At 71.3% G+C, this 16,837-nt stretch carries 13 protein-coding genes; 12 read left to right on the top strand and 1 reads right to left on the bottom strand.

Annotated features, from left to right (window positions below):
- Positions 1-220: 220 nt before the first annotated feature.
- From ABD357_RS35010 to ABD357_RS34955, 12 genes are all read left to right on the top strand, one after another.
- On the top strand, positions 221-1,801 hold the full coding sequence (locus tag ABD357_RS35010) for an ABC transporter substrate-binding protein (RefSeq protein ID WP_344395269.1): 1,581 nt from the start codon (positions 221-223) through the stop codon (positions 1,799-1,801).
- A gap of 126 nt (positions 1,802-1,927) precedes the next feature.
- Positions 1,928-3,358 (top strand): amidase, encoded by a 1,431-nt coding sequence (locus ABD357_RS35005; RefSeq protein ID WP_344395268.1) that lies wholly within the window; start codon positions 1,928-1,930, stop codon positions 3,356-3,358.
- The gene (locus ABD357_RS35000) at positions 3,355-4,386 is read left to right on the top strand and encodes an ABC transporter permease (protein ID WP_344395267.1); all 1,032 of its coding nucleotides are present in this window, start codon (positions 3,355-3,357) and stop codon (positions 4,384-4,386) included. Before ABD357_RS35005 ends, ABD357_RS35000 begins: the two co-directional genes overlap by 4 nt.
- Positions 4,376-6,232 (top strand): ATP-binding cassette domain-containing protein, encoded by a 1,857-nt coding sequence (locus ABD357_RS34995; protein ID WP_344395266.1) that lies wholly within the window; start codon positions 4,376-4,378, stop codon positions 6,230-6,232. Before ABD357_RS35000 ends, ABD357_RS34995 begins: the two co-directional genes overlap by 11 nt.
- Positions 6,232-7,056 carry an ABC transporter ATP-binding protein gene (locus ABD357_RS34990; RefSeq protein ID WP_344395265.1) on the top strand — a complete coding sequence of 275 codons (825 nt, stop codon included), beginning with the start codon at positions 6,232-6,234 and terminating at the stop codon, positions 7,054-7,056. Before ABD357_RS34995 ends, ABD357_RS34990 begins: the two co-directional genes overlap by 1 nt.
- A gap of 439 nt (positions 7,057-7,495) precedes the next feature.
- The gene (gene ureA, locus ABD357_RS34985; protein ID WP_344395264.1) at positions 7,496-8,200 is read left to right on the top strand and encodes an urease subunit gamma; all 705 of its coding nucleotides are present in this window, start codon (positions 7,496-7,498) and stop codon (positions 8,198-8,200) included.
- On the top strand, positions 8,197-9,906 hold the full coding sequence (locus ABD357_RS34980; RefSeq protein WP_344395263.1) for an urease subunit alpha: 1,710 nt from the start codon (positions 8,197-8,199) through the stop codon (positions 9,904-9,906). The genes ureA and ABD357_RS34980 overlap by 4 nt, the downstream gene beginning before the upstream one ends.
- Positions 9,907-9,931: 25 nt before the next feature.
- Complete coding sequence (locus ABD357_RS34975; RefSeq protein ID WP_344395262.1) at positions 9,932-10,981, top strand: agmatine deiminase family protein; 1,050 nt, start codon at positions 9,932-9,934, stop codon at positions 10,979-10,981.
- 9 nt (positions 10,982-10,990) lie between these two features.
- Positions 10,991-11,260 (top strand): hypothetical protein, encoded by a 270-nt coding sequence (locus ABD357_RS34970; RefSeq protein WP_344395261.1) that lies wholly within the window; start codon positions 10,991-10,993, stop codon positions 11,258-11,260.
- On the top strand, positions 11,257-11,868 hold the full coding sequence (locus ABD357_RS34965) for a TetR/AcrR family transcriptional regulator (RefSeq protein WP_344395260.1): 612 nt from the start codon (positions 11,257-11,259) through the stop codon (positions 11,866-11,868). The genes ABD357_RS34970 and ABD357_RS34965 overlap by 4 nt, the downstream gene beginning before the upstream one ends.
- A 322-nt stretch (positions 11,869-12,190) precedes the next feature.
- Complete coding sequence (locus ABD357_RS34960) at positions 12,191-12,631, top strand: Lrp/AsnC family transcriptional regulator (RefSeq protein WP_119106775.1); 441 nt, start codon at positions 12,191-12,193, stop codon at positions 12,629-12,631.
- Positions 12,632-12,681: 50 nt separating this feature from the next.
- On the top strand, positions 12,682-15,651 hold the full coding sequence (locus ABD357_RS34955) for an aminotransferase (protein WP_344395259.1): 2,970 nt from the start codon (positions 12,682-12,684) through the stop codon (positions 15,649-15,651).
- A gap of 238 nt (positions 15,652-15,889) precedes the next feature.
- Here ABD357_RS34955 and ABD357_RS34950 read toward each other — a convergent pair whose 3' ends face one another.
- Positions 15,890-16,744, bottom strand: a complete 855-nt coding sequence (locus ABD357_RS34950) for an alpha/beta fold hydrolase (RefSeq protein ID WP_344395258.1) — start codon at positions 16,742-16,744, stop codon at positions 15,890-15,892.
- Between the last annotated feature and the right edge of the window lie 93 nt (positions 16,745-16,837).

Raw genomic sequence — 16,837 nt, 5'->3', positions numbered from 1 at the left:
GCCGAAATCGGCGGCAAGGGTGGCGTGCGCAAAGATAGTTAACGCTATTGACTACGTCGTTCACTTGGCGCATCCTCTCCACACCGAGTGCTCCACGGCTCGCTCCCGAGCGGCGTCCACCGAGCGCCACGCGCACCGCCTCCACCTCGAACTGCTCGCGCTCGTCCCGCCCGATCCCGTGCGACCTGCGCAGAGCGCGACATCCTCTCCAGGAGCACCCATGCGCCAGACCCGTACCCGCGCGGTCCCTGTGACCGCAGCCGTCGCCGTGACGGCCGTACTCGCCGGCTGTACCACCACGGGATCGACGTCCGGAGACCCGAGCGGCGGCGATGCCGCCGCGGCGACGAAGATCCGGACGACGATCGACGTGCCGGCCGGCTTCGACCCGGCCAAGGCTCTGTCCCTGCCGGACTACCAGCTCGCCCGGAACAGTTACGACACCCTCGTGCGCAAGGACGACGGCGGGCTCGTCGGCGGGCTCGCCACCAAGTGGAAGAACACGCCGACCTCGGCCACGTTCACCCTGCGCGCCGACGCGACCTGCGCCGACGGGACGCCGATCACGCCGACGGTCGTCAAGGGTTCCCTCGACCGCTACATCGACCCGAAGACGGCGGCGCCCGATCTCCCCACGGTCTTCGGCCCCGGCAACACGGTGAAGGTGACCGCCGACGACGCGGCGCGGACGGTGAAGATCACGCTCGCCAGGCCGTGGGGCGACATGGTCACCGGCCTGTCGGTCGCGAGCACGGGCATCGTCTGCCCGGCGGGACTCAAGGACCTCAAGGCCCTCGCCGCCGGTAAGGCCAAGGGCTCCCAGTCCGGCCCGTACCTTCTTGAGAAGTCCCAGTCCGGCGTCTCGTACTCCTACACGCTTCGCCCGGAGTACAAGGCATGGCCGGCCTGGCGTACGAAGATCTCCGGCAAGGTCGCCGCGACGCTGGAGTACCTGGTCTCGCCCGACCCGACGGCGACCGGCAACCTCGTGACAAGCGGCCAGCTCGACATCGGCAAGATCGACGCCTCCGGCATCCCGCGCTTCGACGGCGTGGGCGGCCACACCGTGAGCGTCAGCCGGTTCTCCGACTTCTTCCTGCTCTTCAACGAACGACCCGGCACGGTCTTCGCGGACGTCGCCACCCGCCGGGCGGTCGCCCAGGCCGTCGACCGCGCCGCCTTCACCAAGGTCGTCTCGAAGGACACGGGTGAGCCGTCGACGATGTTCGTGCAGAAGGACATCCCCTGCAACGACCCTGGCTCCTCCTTCCTCGTACCGACGGACAAAGCCGCGGCGGCTGCCGTGCTCAAGGGCAAGAAGATCCGCCTTGTCGGCCCCCAGGTCGTCGGGCCCGCCGGCGCCGGAAACCAGTACATCCAGGAGGCGCTGCGGGCCGCGGGCGCGGACGTCACCCTCGCCAACGTCGACGTCGGGGCCTGGGTCGGGACCGTGTTCGGCAAGCCTGACGCCTGGGATCTCACGGTCTTCGCCGACCTCAACTTCCTCGGCAGCCTCGCCAACCCGCTCGCCCACTTCGTGGGCCCGACCGTCCCCGAAGGCGGCGGCAACCTCGGCGCGGTGAAGAACCCCGTGGTGAACAAGGCCTTCGCCCAGGGTGCCGAGGCGACGACTGAAGGGGCTCGCTGCGCCGCCTACCAGAAGGCCGCCAAGGCCTTGATCTCGCAGGTTGACGCGGTGCCGCTGGTCAACGACCCGTTCATCTACGCACTGCGCAAGGGATTCAGCGCACAGATGCTCGGCGGCTCGCTCGACGACCCCATCCTGCGCATCACCGGCTGACGGACAGGCCGCCCGCACGCGGCGCAGACCCACGCGGCCGGACCCGACCGTCCGGCACGGAGAATCCCCGCGCTGTTCCGGAGCCCCGCACCGAGACCCTTGCACCTTTCCGACAGGAGCCCCCTGGTGATCGACCCCTTCAGTACCGCCCAGCAGATCGCCGACCTCGTGCGCACGAAAGAGGTCAGCCCGGTGGAGGTGGCCGAGACCTACCTCGACCGCATCGAGCGGATCAATCCCGCCGTCAACGCCGTCGTCTGGCTCGACGCCGACGCCGTGCGCGCGGCGGCTGTCCGGGCCGAGCGGGCGGTGCTGCGCGGCGATCCGCTCGGCCCGCTGCACGGCGTCCCCGTCCCCATCAAGGACCTCAGCTCCCTCGCGGGACAACCCAACACGATGTCCTCACTGGCGATCCGGGACACCCCGCAGACGGTCACGGACCCCGACGTCCAGCTCCTTCTCGATGCCGGCGTGATCCCCCTCGGCCGGACGAACTCGCCGGAGTTCGGCGCGCTGACCGTCTCCGAGAACGCCCGGCACGGCAAGACGCGCAACCCGTGGAACCCGGCGCACACCTCCGGCGGGTCGAGCGGCGGCGCGTCGGCGGCCGTCGCGGCCGGGCTCGCCCCGGTGGCGCACGCCGGCGACGGCGGCGGATCGATCCGGGTCCCGGCGTCCGTCACCGGCCTCGTGGGCCTCAAGCCGAGCCGGGGACGCGTGCCCGCGTTCGTCCGGGGCTGGGAACACTCGACGACCGAAGGCGCGATCACCCGCACCGTGCGCGACGCGGCCCTCATGCTCGACGTCATGGGCCGTGCCGACCGGCTCGCCTGGTACAGCGCGCCCGAACCGGGTCGCCCGTACATCGAGGAGGTCGGTGCCGATCCCGGGCGGCTGCGGATCGGCCTGCTCCTCGACGCGCCGACCGGGCTGCCGGTCGACGAGGAGTGCCGCAAGGCGGCGCTGACGGCCGCGCAGGCCCTGCGCGACCTGGGGCACGACGTCGTCGAGGCCCGCCCGAGGATGTTCTCGTACGAGGCGATCATGGGCTTCACCTGGACGATCATCAGTGCCTCCACCTACGCCATCGAGGTCGACGATCCCGACGCGATGGACCCCTACATCCGGCGCCGCCGGGAAACCGCCCTCGAGGTCACCGCGGGCGACTACGCCCGGACGGCCGCGCTCCTTCAGGCCGAGTCGCGCGGCGTGGTCGCCCAGTGGGGCAAGGACTTCGACGTTCTCCTCACCCCGACCACGGCGGTCGTGGCGCCACCCGTCGGCCCCGTGTACGACGAGGCGAACTCCGACCCGGACGGCCCGCGGGCCACCGAGACCCGGATGGTCTCGTTCACCGCGTTCGTCAACATCGCCGGGCTGCCCGCCATCTCGCTGCCCGTCCACACGACCGCGGACGGACTGCCGGTCGGTGCGCAACTCGTCGGCGCGCCCTACGACGAGGCGACGCTGCTGCGACTCTCGGCCCAGCTCGAACCACGGTTCCGCTGGCACGAGCGGCACCCGGACGACGCGGCGCTCGCGGCGGCGGCGCTGTGAGCGCCGGGTCCGCGGTCCCGACCGGGCCGCTGCCTGCCGCACCCGTCCGGCGCGCTCCCCGGCTGCGGCTGGGCGGTGGCTGGGCCGGGTTCGCCGTCCGCCGGGCGGGCGGGCTGCTGATGTCCATGCTGCTGCTCGTCCTTGTGACGTTCCTCATCGTGCCCCTGCTGCCCGGGGACCCGGCCCGCGCGATCGCCGGCACCAACTCGTCCCCGGCCACGCTCGCGGCGATACGCGAACGACTGAACCTCGACGAGCCGCTGGCGACGCGGTTCGTCCACTACCTCGGCGACATCGCGTCCGGACGGCTCGGCACCTCGTTCCGGTTCGACACCCCGGTCGCGGACATCGTCGCGACGCGGTTGCCGTACACCGTCCAGCTCGTCATCCCCGCTGTCCTGCTCTCCCTGGTCATCGCCGTCCCGCTGGGCATGGCCGTCGGTGTCCTCACCCGTGACGGACGCCGCCGCCGGCTCGGCGTCGCATTCGGCACGATCGCCGGGCTCCTCGCGTCGGCGCCGGTCTACGTCGTCGCGACCCTCCTCATCGTCCTGTTCTCGATCAGCCTCGGGCTGCTGCCGTCCGGCGGCGCCACGACACCGAGCGCGCTCGTCCTGCCGATCGCCGCGCTCTGCATCGGCCCGGCCTTCGCCATCGCCCGGGTCGTCCGGCAGGAGACGGCCTCGGTGCTCGCCCAGGACTACATGAGGACCGCCCGCGGCCACCGCCTGGGATCCGTGCGTCTCCACCTCCGCCACGCGCTGCCCAACCTCGTGACGAGTGTCCTCACCCTGACCGGTCTCGTCCTCACGTCCCTGCTCGGCGGGACGATCATCCTGGAGAACGTCTTCACCTATCCCGGGCTCGGCACCGAGGTCGTCCAGGCGATCATCAACAAGGACTATCCGGTGATCCAGGGCATCATCCTCGTCGTCGGCATGCTCGCCCTGCTCGTCAACCTCCTCGTCGACGTCGTCCTCGGGATCGTCGACCCCCGCACTCTTGAGGGAGGTCGTCGTGGCCACTGACACGGCCGTGCGCCAATGGCGCCGTAACCCGTCGCTGCTGTCCGGTGCCGCGATCCTCGGACTGCTCATCGTCGTGGCCCTCGTGGCCCCGCCGCTGCTGAGCGGCTCCGCCGAGACCCTCACCGACGACGCCCGGCTGGGGCCCGGTGCCGGGCATCTCCTCGGCACCGACGCCTTCGGCCGTGACGTCCTCGCACGGGCGCTCGTCGCGACCCGGCTCACCCTGCTCATGGCCGCCGCCGCCACGGCCGCCTCGTTCGTCGTCGGCGTCGCGATCGGCGCGCTGGTCCACCTGGCACCCGGGTGGCTGCGCGAGACCTGTCTGCGGCTCATCGACTCGGCGGTGGCCTTCCCCTCGCTCGTGCTCGCCCTCGTCATCGCGGCGGTGCTCGGGCCGGGCACGGGGTCCGCGATCGTCGCGATCGCCGTCGCCGGCGTCCCCGGGTTCGCGCGGCTGACGGCGAATCTCGCCGCGACCGTCGCGGACAAGGACTACGTGCTCACCGCGCGCCTGCTCGGCGTTCCCGGCCTGCGCATCCTGGGTCGGCATGTCCTGCCGAACATCAGCGGGCCTCTGCTGGTGCTCCTCAGTTCGAGCTTCACCCTGTCCCTGCTCGACATCAGCAGTCTGTCGTTCGTCGGCCTCGGGGTGCAGAGCCCGCAGTACGACTGGGGCCGGCTGCTCAACGAGGCACTGCCGTCGATCTTCGCCCAGCCGTCGATCGTCCTCGCTCCGTCGATCATGCTCATCGTCACCGGTGTGGGAGCCATGCTCCTCGGAGACGGCGTGGCCTCACTCGTCGACCCGCGAACCCGCGGCACAGCGCCCGCACCGGCCAGGACGGCGGACGCGGCGGGACCGGCCGCCCCGGCACAGGACGGCGCGGCGCAGGCGCCTCAGGCGCTTCAGGCGTCGGGCGGTGCGGGGGCAGCGTCCGGCACGGAGCCGGACGGCCTGCTGACCGTCGCCGGGCTGACCGTGCGGGCCGGCGACCGGACACTCGTCGACGACGTGTCGTTCACCATCGGGGCCGGCCAGATCGTCGGCCTCGTCGGGGAGTCGGGCTCGGGCAAGTCCACGATCGCCATGGCGGTTGCGGGCCTGCTCCCCGAGGGCGTGCGGGCGAACGCGTCGCGCCTTGCCCTCGGCGACCTCGACCTGCTCGGAACACCGCCGGAGCGACGCCTCGCGACCGAGATCGGCATCGTCTACCAGGACCCGATCGGCACGTTCAACCCTGCGCTGAGGCTCGGCACCCAGCTCACCGAGGTGGCCAGGGTGCACCTGGGGACGCCCCGGCGTCAGGCCGCGCAGGACATGGTCCGCGCCCTGGCCGACATCCACGTCACCGAGCCGGGCCGGCGGCTGCGCCAGCACCCGCACGAGCTGAGCGGCGGCATGCTCCAGCGCGCCTCGATCGCCTCCGCGATGACGACGAACCCGCGGCTGCTCATCGCCGACGAACCGACGACGGCCCTCGACGTCACCGTCCAGGCGGAGGTGCTGAGGCAGTTCCGGCGCATCAACCGCGAGCACGGCACGGCGATGCTGTTCATCTCGCACGACATCGGCGTGGTCGGCGTGCTCTGTGACACCGTCCTGGTGCTGCACGGCGGCCGGGTCGTCGACCGGACGACGGGCGGCGACCTGCGCCGGGGGACGGTCACCCACCCGTACACCCGCGCGCTGCTCGCGGCGACGCCCGCCGCGGTCGAGGCCGGTGGAACCCTCAGCGCGGTCCGGTGGACGGCCGACGCGGATGCGGCGCAGCCGAGCGGGGCGCCGTCGGACGACCTTTCCGACACAGCCGCGGACCGCCCCCCGGCCGCGGAAGGGAGCCGCTGATGTCCGCCACCGCCACCGCACCGGACCCGCAGACGGCCGCCCCGCTGCTGCGCGTCAACGACCTCACCGTCGAGCTCGGCCACGGCGTCGCGGCCCGCAGGGTGCTCAAGGGAGTCTCGTTCGACATCCCCCGGGGCAGCACCCTCGCACTCGTCGGAGAGTCCGGGTCGGGCAAGACGACGCTCGCGCGGACACTCGTCGGCGTCCACAGGCCGTCGAGCGGCCGGATCCTCGTGGACGACGCCCCGCTGCGCACCTCGCGCGGACGGGCGGGAGCCGCGACGGTCCAGATGATTCCGCAGGACCCGTACTCCTCGTTCGACCCGCGGCGCACCGTCGCGCAGTCGCTCGCCGAGGCACTCGATCCGGTCCGGGCCAGGGTCAAACCGGTCCGGACCCGGATCGCCGAGCTGCTCAGCCAGGTGAGCCTCGACCCGGACACCATGGACCGCTACCCGCACGAGTTCTCCGGCGGCCAACGGCAGCGGCTGGCGATCGCACGGGCCCTCGCACCGCGTCCCCGGTTCGTCATCGCCGACGAGATCACCTCGGCCCTCGACCTGACGACGCAGGCCGAGATCCTCAACCTGCTCGCCGATCTGCGCCGTCGGCTCTCGCTGACGATGCTGTTCATCTCGCACGACCTGGCCGTCGTCCGGCACGTCAGCGACACGGTCGCGGTCCTGCTGCACGGGGACCTCGTCGAACTCGGCCCGACCGGAGCCACCTTCGCCGCGCCGAACCACCCGTACACCGCTCAACTCCTCGCGTCCGTACCGGGTGACCCGAGGTTCCGCCTCGACGACGAGCCCGCCAGGACGTGAATCGACCGGACGCGGTGCGGCCTCCAGCCCGCTGACCGGCCCATGCCGGTCGGCGGGTCGTGCGGCGCTGTCGGCCGGGACCTCGCCACGTGCGGGGCGGCACCGCGGCACTGTCCCTCACCCAGAGCGAGGGCGAGGAGGAGCGCGCGCGGGCTTGCTGGTGACGACGGACAACGGCAAGCACTGGCGGACGCCCCTCGCCGGCGGCATTCGAGACCAGGTCCCGCGGGCCGCCTGTGCGTTCCTCGCCGGGGATGGTGTCGGCTCCGCGCTGTTCCATGGGTATGCAGGTCTCCCTTGATCGGCCGCCTGAGGTGTCTCGAGGATTAGAGCGACGTGCAATGTGGGGATCGGTTTGGCTGAGTCAAAGCTTCGTCTCCGGGCATTCCATGCTTAGAGTGTTGCTCTAACTTGAGTGAAGCGAGGAGGTGCCCGCGGCATGAGACTGACTCCCACGGAGCGTGACCGGCTGCTGCTCTTCGGAGCCGCCGAGCTGGCCCGCGCCCGCCGCGCCCGCGGCCTGCGGCTCAACGTGCCGGAGGCGACCGCGCTGATCGCGGACACCGTCTGCGAGGCCGCCCGCGACGGTGCCCGGCTCGCGGAGGCCGTCGAGCGCGCCGGATCCGTGCTCGGCCCGGACGACGTGCTGCCGGGTGTCGCGGACGTCGTCACCGAGGTGCACGTCGAGGCGGTCTTCGACGACGGTTCGCGGCTCGCGGTCGTGAGCGACCCGATCGGCGGGAGTCTCGGTGAGCGGGCTCCGGGCGCGCTGCTGCCGGGTCCCGAGCATGCCGAACCCGAGGCGGTCGTCCGGCTGACGGTCAGCAACACCGCCACCGTGCCGGTCTCCGTCACCTCCCACTTCCACTTCTTCGAGGCCAACCCGCGGCTCGACTTCGCACGGGAGAGGGCCTACGGGATGCGGCTCGCCGTACCCGCCGGGTCCTCCGTGCGGTTCGGGCCGGGGGAGAGCCTCGAGGTCGGGCTGGTGCCCATCGGGGGCGACCGGATCGCCATCGGGTTCGCCGGTCTGGTCGACGGGGCACTGGACGCGCCCGGCGCTCGCGAGGAGGCACTGCGCCGCGCCGCCGCCTGCGGCTATCTCGGCGTACCGGAAACACCTGATACGGAGGTCGAGCGATGAGCCGCCCAGGAGGCCACCCCGCCGAGGCCCGCCGCCTCAGCCCGTACGAGTACGCCGCCACCCACGGCCCGCGCGCGGGCGACCGGATCCGGCTGGGCGACTCCGGCCTGACGATCCGCGTCGAGTCCGACTCCCAGCGCTACGGCGACGAGTTCCTCGCCGGGTTCGGCAAGACCGCCCGGGACGGACTGCACCTCAAGGCGGCCGCCGTCCGGGAGACCTGTGACGTGGTCATCAGCAACGTCGTCGTGATCGACGCGGCGCTGGGGATCCACAAGGTCTCCATCGGCATCAGGGAAGGCCGGATCTGCTCGGTCGGGCGGGCCGGGAACCCCGACACCCTCGACGGGGTCGACGTCGTCGTGGGCACCGGGACCTCGATCGTGTCCGGCGAGGGGCTCATCGCGACCGCCGGAGCCGTCGACACCCACGTCCACCTGCTGTCGCCGCGGATCATGGAAGCCTCGCTCGCCTCCGGCGTCACCACGATCATCGGGCAGGAGTTCGGGCCCGTGTGGGGCGTCGGGGTCAACTCGCCGTGGGCGCTGCGGCACGCGTTCAACGCCTTCGACGCCTGGCCGGTCAACATCGGCTTCCTCGGGCGCGGTTCGTCCTCGCACGAGGCGCCCCTGATCGAGGCGCTGGCCGAGGGCGGGGCCAGTGGCTTCAAGGTGCACGAGGACATGGGCGCCCACACGCGCGCCCTGGACACCGCCTTGCGTGTCGCCGAGGAACACGACGTCCAAGTTGCCCTGCACAGCGACGGGTTGAACGAATGCCTGTCGGTCGAGGACACCCTGCGCGTGCTGGAGGGTCGGACCATCCACGCCTTCCACATCGAGGGCTGCGGCGGCGGTCACGTCCCGAACGTGCTGAAGATGGCCGGCGTCCCGTACGTCATCGGCTCCTCCACCAACCCCACCCTCCCTTTCGGCCGGGACGCCGTCGCCGAGCACTACGACATGATCGTCTCCGTCCACGACCTCAAGCCAGACCTGCCCGGCGACGCCGCCCTGGCCCGCGACCGCATCCGCGCCGGGACCATGGGCGCCGAGGACGTGCTGCACGACCTGGGCGCGATCGGCATCACGTCGTCGGACGCGCAGGGGATGGGGCGGGCCGGCGAGACCGTCCGCCGTACGTTCGCGATGGCCGGGAAGATGAAGGCCGAGTTCGGCGCACCCGCCGACCACGACAACGAGCGCGTCCTGCGCTACATGGCCAAGCTGACGATCAACCCGGCCATCGCGCACGGCCTCGCCCACGAGGTGGGGTCGATCGAGGTCGGCAAGCTCGCCGACATCGTGCTGTGGCGGCCGGAGTACTTCGGCGCCAAGCCGCAGCTGGTGCTCAAGGCCGGCTTCCCGGCGTACGGCGTGGTCGGTGACCCGGGCGCCGCCACCGACACCTGCGAACCCCTCGTCCTCGGCCCGCAGTTCGGGGCCCACGGCGCCACGCCCGCCGACATCTCGGTCGCCTTCGTCGCCCAGGCGGCCGTCGACCAGGGCAACGACTCGATGCCGACCCGGCGCCGCAGGGTCGCCGTACGGGGCACGCGCGGCATCGGGCCGGCCGACCTGCGCCTCAACTCCCGTACCGGAGCGGTCGATGTGGACCAGCGCACGGGGCTGGTCACGCTCGACGGAGAGCCGCTGCGCTCCGAACCGGCCGAGTCCGTCTCCCTCAACCGCCTGTACTTCCTTTGAATGTCACAGCCTGTAAGGATCACTCATGTCTGCTGCCGCCGACGGCTTCCGCATGCCCGCCGAGTGGACCCCGCACGAGCGCACCTGGATGGCGTGGCCGGGCCCGAACCCGACCTTCGACGACCCCGAGGACCTCGCCGCCGCGCGCATCGCCTGGGCCTCGGTCGCCCGCGCGGTGCGCCGCTTCGAGCCGGTGACGGTGGTGTGCGGCCCCGGACAGTCGGCCGAGGCGCGCGCTCTGCTCGGGCACGGCATCGACACGGTCGAGCGGGACCTCGACGACGCCTGGATGCGCGACATCGGGCCCACGTTCCTCACCGACGGCGCCGGTGAACTCGCCGCCGTGGACTGGACGTTCAACGGCTGGGGTGCCCAGGACTGGGCGCGCTGGGAGCACGACGCGAAGATCGCCGTGTACGTCTCCGACCTTGCGGGCTCGGCGAAGACGTACACCTCGGAACTCGTCAACGAAGGCGGTGCCATCCACGTCGACGGCGAGGGCACGGTCCTGCTGACGGAGACGGTCCAGCTCGGGCCGGAACGCAACCCGCACTGGACCCGCGAGCAGGTGGAGGCCGAGATCCACGCCCACCTCGGCACCCGCAAGGCGATCTGGTTGCCGCGCGGCCTCACCGGCGACTATCCGCCCGGCGGTTTCGGAACCCTCGGCCATGTGGACATCGTCGCCGCGTTCGCCCGTCCCGGTGTGGTCGTGGCCCATGCGCAGCCGGACCCGGCCCACCCCGACCACGAGGTGACGCAGGAGGTCGTCGGCCTGCTGAAGGCGCAGACCGACGCGCGCGGCCGCCGCCTGGAGGTCGTCGAGGTGCCCGCCCCGACCGTCCTGGAGGCCGACGGCCGCTGGGCCGACTACTCCTACATCAACCACTATCTCTGCAACGGCGGCGTCGTCCTGTGCGGCTTCGACGACCCCCGGGACGAGATCGCGGCCGGCGTCTTCCGCCGGCTGTTCCCGCAGCGGACGGTGACACTGGTGGACGCGCGGACGATCTTCGCGGGCGGCGGCGGCATCCACTGCGTCACGCAGCAGCAGCCCAGAGCCGTGGTCAGGTAGAACTTACGGGTGAATGTGCTGACCTGCGTCACCCGCGGAACACGGCTGACCCGGCCGCTGCGGCTGCGGCTCCTGCCCGAGGTGCCGACCCGCCCGGAGCACGACGGCCGCAAGAACCCCGAGGGCGCCATGGGGGACCCCGACGGGCAGGGGTTCATGACGACCGCCGGGCCGCGCGACACCTTGGTGGTCCACCCCGAGGACACCCGCGGCCGTCTCCGCGCCGACCCCGCCTCGCAGGACATCGGCTGCTGCGGTGCGCCGGGGCGTGCGGCATGACCGCCCCGGGAGCCCGCCGCCGCACCCCCGCTCCGCCCCGCGAGGACGTGCTCGCCGCCGCCATGGACATGATCGCCGAGCGCGGTCTGGAGAAGCTCACCATGGCGGCGCTCGGCCGTGAGGTCGGGATGAGCAGCGGCCATCTCCTCTACTACTTCCACTCCAAGGACGAACTGCTGCTCCAGGCCCTGGAGTGGAGCGAGGGCCGGCTCGGCGCCGAGCGCGGCCGGCTGCTGACCCGCACCACGTCCGCCCGTGAGCGGCTTGACGCGTACGTCGACCTGTACGTGCCCGACGGCCACCGGGACCCGCACTGGACGCTGTGGCTGGAGGTCTGGAACCGCTCGCAGAACGCCGACGACGCGGCCCGCGACCGCCAGGCCGCGATCGAGGGCGCCTGGCACCGCGACCTGGTGGCACTGCTGGCGGAGGGGGTGTCGAGGGGCGAGTTCCGGCAGGTCGACCCGGACCGTTTCGCCGCCCGGCTGCGGGCGCTGCTCGACGGGTTCTCCATCCATGTGGCGATCGGGCTGCGGGGCACGGACCGGGCGCAAGTCCTGCGCCACGTACGGGAGTTCCTGGACGACAGCCTCCTCGCGGACTCCTGATCGGGGGAGCCGGTGGAGCCGGGGGAGGAGCGTCCACGGGGGCACCGGCCCGGCGAACAACAGGCACGAACGGCTCCGGCAGCCACGAGTGTTCCTGCACGACCGGAGGAAGCCCTGACCCCCACAGCCGTCCGGAACAGACTCGGAGACCTTCGGTCGCCGGGTCCTCACACCACGTCAGGACTCTTGAGCGCGCACGTGAACCTGCCCACACGATTCGCTCGATTCCATCGTCTTCACACTTGAATCGAGCACGAGGATCCGGCATTGTGCTTGAAACGAGCGCAATGTCTGCCGTTCACGCAGGAGAGAGAGGTGCTGCATGGACGACATCGACCGGGCCATCCTGCGGGAGCTGCAGGTCGACGGCCGGATTCCTTACGCCGATCTGGGTCCGAAGGTGGGGTTGTCACCCTCGGCCGCGAGGCTCCGGCTGCAGCGGCTGATCGACACCAAGGCGGTCCAGGTCGTCGGAGTGACCGACCCGATGACGATGGGCCGACAGACGATGGCACTCCTGGGCTTGCGCATCGACGGCGATCCCCGGGCGGTCGCCGATGAACTGTCCCGGCACGACGAAGTCGTGTACACGGTCCTGACGGCCGGCGGCTTCGACCTGTTCGCGGAGGTGGTGTGCCCTCAGCCCCGGGATCTTCTGGACTTCATCAACGACGTCGTGCGGCCCGTCGAGGGTGTCGCATCCGTGGAGAACTTCCCCTACTTCGCGATTCACACGCACCGCTTCTTGTGGCACGTCGACTGAGGGATCCGAGCGTCCGAGCCCTGTTTGCCCGCACCAGCGGAGGAACCCGCATGCTGCCCGACGAGTACCGCACGATCGACTTCTTCACCAAGGACGCCCTTCCCGCACCCCGCACGGCGCCGGCCGAGGCTGAGCTCATCGCTGCCGAATACCTCGGCATCACTGCTCGCGCGCAGGCGCTGGGCAGCCAGCAGGACGCCAACTTCCTGCTGCACGCCGACGACGGGACACCCGCGGCGATTCTGAAGATCGCCAACCCCGCCTTCGGCACGGTGGAGATCGAAGCCCAGGACGCGGCAGCCGACCTGATCGCCTCGGCCCGCCCGGAACTGCGCATCGCCACGGTCCTGCGCCGCCCTGACGGCTCCCCGCGGCGCACGACGGTGGACACCGAGAACGGTCCGGCCGTCACGCGCCTGTTGCACCACCTGCCCGGCGGCACGCTCTCGGGACCACGGCACCTGTCCCCCGGCACCGTGGCGGGCATGGGCACGATCGTCGCAAAGGTCAGTACCGCCCTGCGCGACTTCCGGCACCCGGGCCTCGACCGCGTGCTCCAGTGGGACCCGCAGCACGCCGATCGCGTCGTCGCCAAGCTCGCCGGGCACATCGACGAACCCGACCGGCGCACCGCCGTCCAGACCGCGACCGCCGAGGCCTGGGCACATGTCCGGAAGCTCGCCGCCACGCTGCCGTCGCAGGCCGTGCACCTGGACCTCACCGACGACAATCTGATCCGCTGTCCCGACAGCCGCCCGCCCATGCCGGACGGGGTCATCGACTTCGGTGACGTGACCACAAGCTGGGCGGTCGGCGAACTCGCCGTGTCACTGTCCTCGATGCTCCACCACGACGGTATCGAGCCTCACCACGTGCTGCCGGCCGTCCGCGCCTTCCACGCCGTTCGGCCGCTCTCCCCCGAGGAAGCCGATGCGGTGTGGCCGATCGTGGTCCTGCGCGCCGCCGTCCTGGTGGCCAGTGGGCGGCACCAGGCCGCCGTCGACGAGGACAACGTCTACGCCAAGGCCGCGCTCGACCGCGAATGGCGCATATTCGAACAGGCCACCCGGCTGCCCCTGCCGGTGATGATCCGCCTCATCAGGGACGCGACCGGCATGGCCGACGTGCCTGCCCGGACCACGCGGGCCGATGCGCCGGTGCGCCCTCTCCTGCGGGACCTCGTCGCCGACGACATCACCCTCCTCGACCTGTCCACCGAAGCCGATTCCATGGACCACGGAGCCTGGATGGACGCCGGCACCGAGGCCCGGCTGGTGACCTCCGCGCTCGCGGACGGAGCGGCCGCCGTCGCCACCCGGTACGCCCAGCCGCGACTCACCCGGACACCCGCGCTGTCGGCGGTGTCCACCGCCACGGTGCCCACCGGAATCGACCTCTGGCTCGGCCGGGATGCCGCGGTGCAGGCGCCCGCCGCGGGGAAGATCCTCGCCGCGGCGCCGGGCCACGTGGAACTCACCTACGGCGCGCAGGCGCTGTCGCTGTCCTTCCCCCGCGCGGTCCAGCCCGTGGTCACCACCGGTGCGACGGTGCGGGCGGGCGAGGACATCACCCACCTCAGCTCCGGTGCCTCGGTCCACGTCGCACTGCGCGACGCCGACGGCCCCGCTGTCCCGCGCCTGGTCCGTCCCGAGTACGCCGCCGGCTGGCTCGCGCTCACCGCCGACCCCGCCCCGCTCCTCGGCCTCCCGGCCCACTCCGACCGTACGCGCGAGAGGGACCTGCTCGACCGGCGTGACGCCGCGTTCGCCACCGTGCAGGAGCACTACTACGCCAATCCTCCGCGTATCGAACGTGGTTGGCGCCACCATCTGCTGTCCACCGACGGTCGGTCGTACCTCGACATCGTCAACAACGTCACCCCATTGGGCCACGCCCACCCCCGCGTCGAGCAGGCGGTCTTCCGGCAGTTGCGGCGGCTCAACACCAACTCGCGCTTCCACTACGCCTCCGTGGTGGAGTTCACCGAGCGCCTCGCCAACCTCCTTCCCGACCCTCTGGACACGGTGTTCCTCGTCAACTCCGGTTCAGAAGCGGTGGATCTGGGCCTTCGCCTGGCCATCGGAGCCTCCGGCCGGCACGACGTCGTCGCGCTGCGCGAGGCGTACCACGGCTGGACGTACGCCTCCGACGCGGTCTCCACCTCGCTCCAGGACAACCCGAACGCCCTGGCCAACCGCCCGAGCTGGGTGCACACCGTGGACTCGCCCAACTCCTACCGCGGCCGCCACCGCGGGTCGGATGCCGTGCGCTACGCACCCGAGGCCGTCGCGGTGATCGACGAACTGGCCGCTGCCGGCCGCCCGGCGGGAGCATTCATCGGCGAGACCTACTACGGCAACGCCGGAGGAGTCGCCCTTCCCGACGGCTATCTCGCCCAGGTGTACGCGGCGGTACGGCGTCACGGCGGCCTGGCCGTCGCCGACGAGGTCCAGGTCGGATACGGCCGCCTGGGACACTGGTTCTGGGGCTTCGAGCAGCAGCAGGTCGTCCCCGACATCGTCTGTGTCGCCAAGGCCATGGGCAACGGACACCCCCTCGGTGCCGTCATCACGTCGAAGGCGGTCGCGGACCGGTACCGCGACCAGGGCTACTTCTTCTCCTCCACCGGCGGCAGCCCCGTCTCCAGCATCGTGGGCCTCACCGTCCTGGACACCCTGCGCGACGAAGACCTCCAGGGCAACGCGGCGCGCGTCGGCGGCCATCTGAAAAGCCGGCTCGAGGCACTGGCCGACCGCTACGGCATCATCGGCGCCGTCCACGGCTCGGGCCTCTACCTCGGCCTCGAACTCGTCCGGGACCGCGCCGGCCTGGAACCCGCCACAGAAGAGACCGCCGAACTCTGCGACCGCATGCTCGGCATCGGCGTGATCGTCCAGCCCACCGGGGACCACCTCAACATCCTCAAGATCAAGCCACCGCTGTGCATCGACACCACCGCAGCCGACTTCTTCGCCGACATGCTAGACCTGGCCCTCACCCAACTAGGCCACTCCCGCTGACGCCGCACATCCGGAAGGCCCGGGGCCCGGCGGCGTGTACGGCATCCACCCGAGCCGCTGGACGCCCAGGCCCCGGCCCGCCGATGATCGGAATCGCATACAGGCGTGAGCGACAACTCCCCGGCGCAAACCCCCTTACGCCAACGCTTTTGACCTTGGCTTGGCGTTTAACGTCACAGGTCACTCGGCCTGCTGAGAATCTTTCGCAGTTTTGGGGACGCCGTCCCCAGCGCCGGAGTCAGCGGGCGAGGACGCGGTTCAGCCAGGCAAGCAGGTCGCCGACGATCTCCTGTTTGTTGGTCTCGTGGAACAGTTCGTGGCGGGCTTCGGGATAACTGAGATAGGTGACGTCGATGAGGCCGGCCTCGCCGTAGCGTTCGACCAGCAGGTTGCTGAGTGAGAGCTCGGCGTTCAGCGGGTCGTGATCCCCAACGAGGATGCAGATGGGTAGATCCGCCGGGATGCCCCTGGGCTGGGCAAGTGACGCCGAGGCGATGGTGATGTCGGCCATGCCCTGGGCGTCGAGGCTGAAGCCGCACATGGGGTCGGCGAGGTAGGCGTCGACGGCCAGTTCGTCCCGGCTGAGCCAGTCGAACGGCGTGCGGATGGGCTGGAACGCCTGGTTGAGCGCGAGCAACGGGTCTCCTCCTTCCGCGGCCTCCTGGGCCTGTGCCGCGAGCATGACGTCGACCGCAGTAGTACCGGCGAGGGCGAGTGCGTCGATCAGGTGGGCGTGGTCCAGGACGTACTGCTGCGAGGCGAAGGAACCGAGGCTGTGTCCGAGCAGCGCCAGGGGCAGGCCGGGGTGCTGCTCGCGGACGGTCTCGGAGAGGGTGACCATGTCACTGACGAGTCGGTTCCAGCCGTCGTCCCCGAGATGACCGGGCTCGGCGTGCCTGCTCAGTCCGTGTCCGCGGTGATCGTTGGCATAGACGGCGTAGCCCTGAGTGGTCAGTGCTGCCGCGAGTGGGGCGTAACGGCCGGCGTGCTCTCCCATGCCGTGGGCGATCTGGACGACGGCTCGCGGTGGGGTGTCCGGCTTCCATTCGTGCACGTGGATCTGGACGCCGTCTTTGCTGTCGAAGGTGAACATCGGACTCCTTGTCCTGGTACGCGGGCAGCCCTGAGCGTCCGGCCGAGTTGTAGGGGGTGGGCCGGCCCGAGCGGTTCAGGCTCACGATGGTTG

The sequence above is a fragment of the Streptomyces vastus genome, from assembly GCF_039532825.1.
GTDB lineage: Bacteria > Actinomycetota > Actinomycetes > Streptomycetales > Streptomycetaceae > Streptomyces > Streptomyces vastus.
This window is presented reverse-complemented; position numbering and strand designations above follow the sequence as displayed.

Excerpts from the sequence above, each read along its gene's own strand:
- ureA (WP_344395264.1), top strand. The coding sequence starts at position 7,496 with ATGAGACTGACTCCCACGGAGCGTGACCGGCTGCTGCTCTTCGGAGCC.
- ABD357_RS34990 (WP_344395265.1), top strand. The coding sequence starts at position 6,232 with ATGTCCGCCACCGCCACCGCACCGGACCCGCAGACGGCCGCCCCGCTG.
- ABD357_RS34965 (WP_344395260.1), top strand. The coding sequence starts at position 11,257 with ATGACCGCCCCGGGAGCCCGCCGCCGCACCCCCGCTCCGCCCCGCGAG.
- ABD357_RS34955 (WP_344395259.1), top strand. The coding sequence starts at position 12,682 with ATGCTGCCCGACGAGTACCGCACGATCGACTTCTTCACCAAGGACGCC.
- ABD357_RS34960 (WP_119106775.1), top strand. The coding sequence starts at position 12,191 with ATGGACGACATCGACCGGGCCATCCTGCGGGAGCTGCAGGTCGACGGC.
- ABD357_RS35010 (WP_344395269.1), top strand. The coding sequence starts at position 221 with ATGCGCCAGACCCGTACCCGCGCGGTCCCTGTGACCGCAGCCGTCGCC.
- ABD357_RS34980 (WP_344395263.1), top strand. The coding sequence starts at position 8,197 with ATGAGCCGCCCAGGAGGCCACCCCGCCGAGGCCCGCCGCCTCAGCCCG.
- ABD357_RS34975 (WP_344395262.1), top strand. The coding sequence starts at position 9,932 with ATGTCTGCTGCCGCCGACGGCTTCCGCATGCCCGCCGAGTGGACCCCG.
- ABD357_RS34950 (WP_344395258.1), bottom strand. The coding sequence starts at position 16,744 with ATGTTCACCTTCGACAGCAAAGACGGCGTCCAGATCCACGTGCACGAA.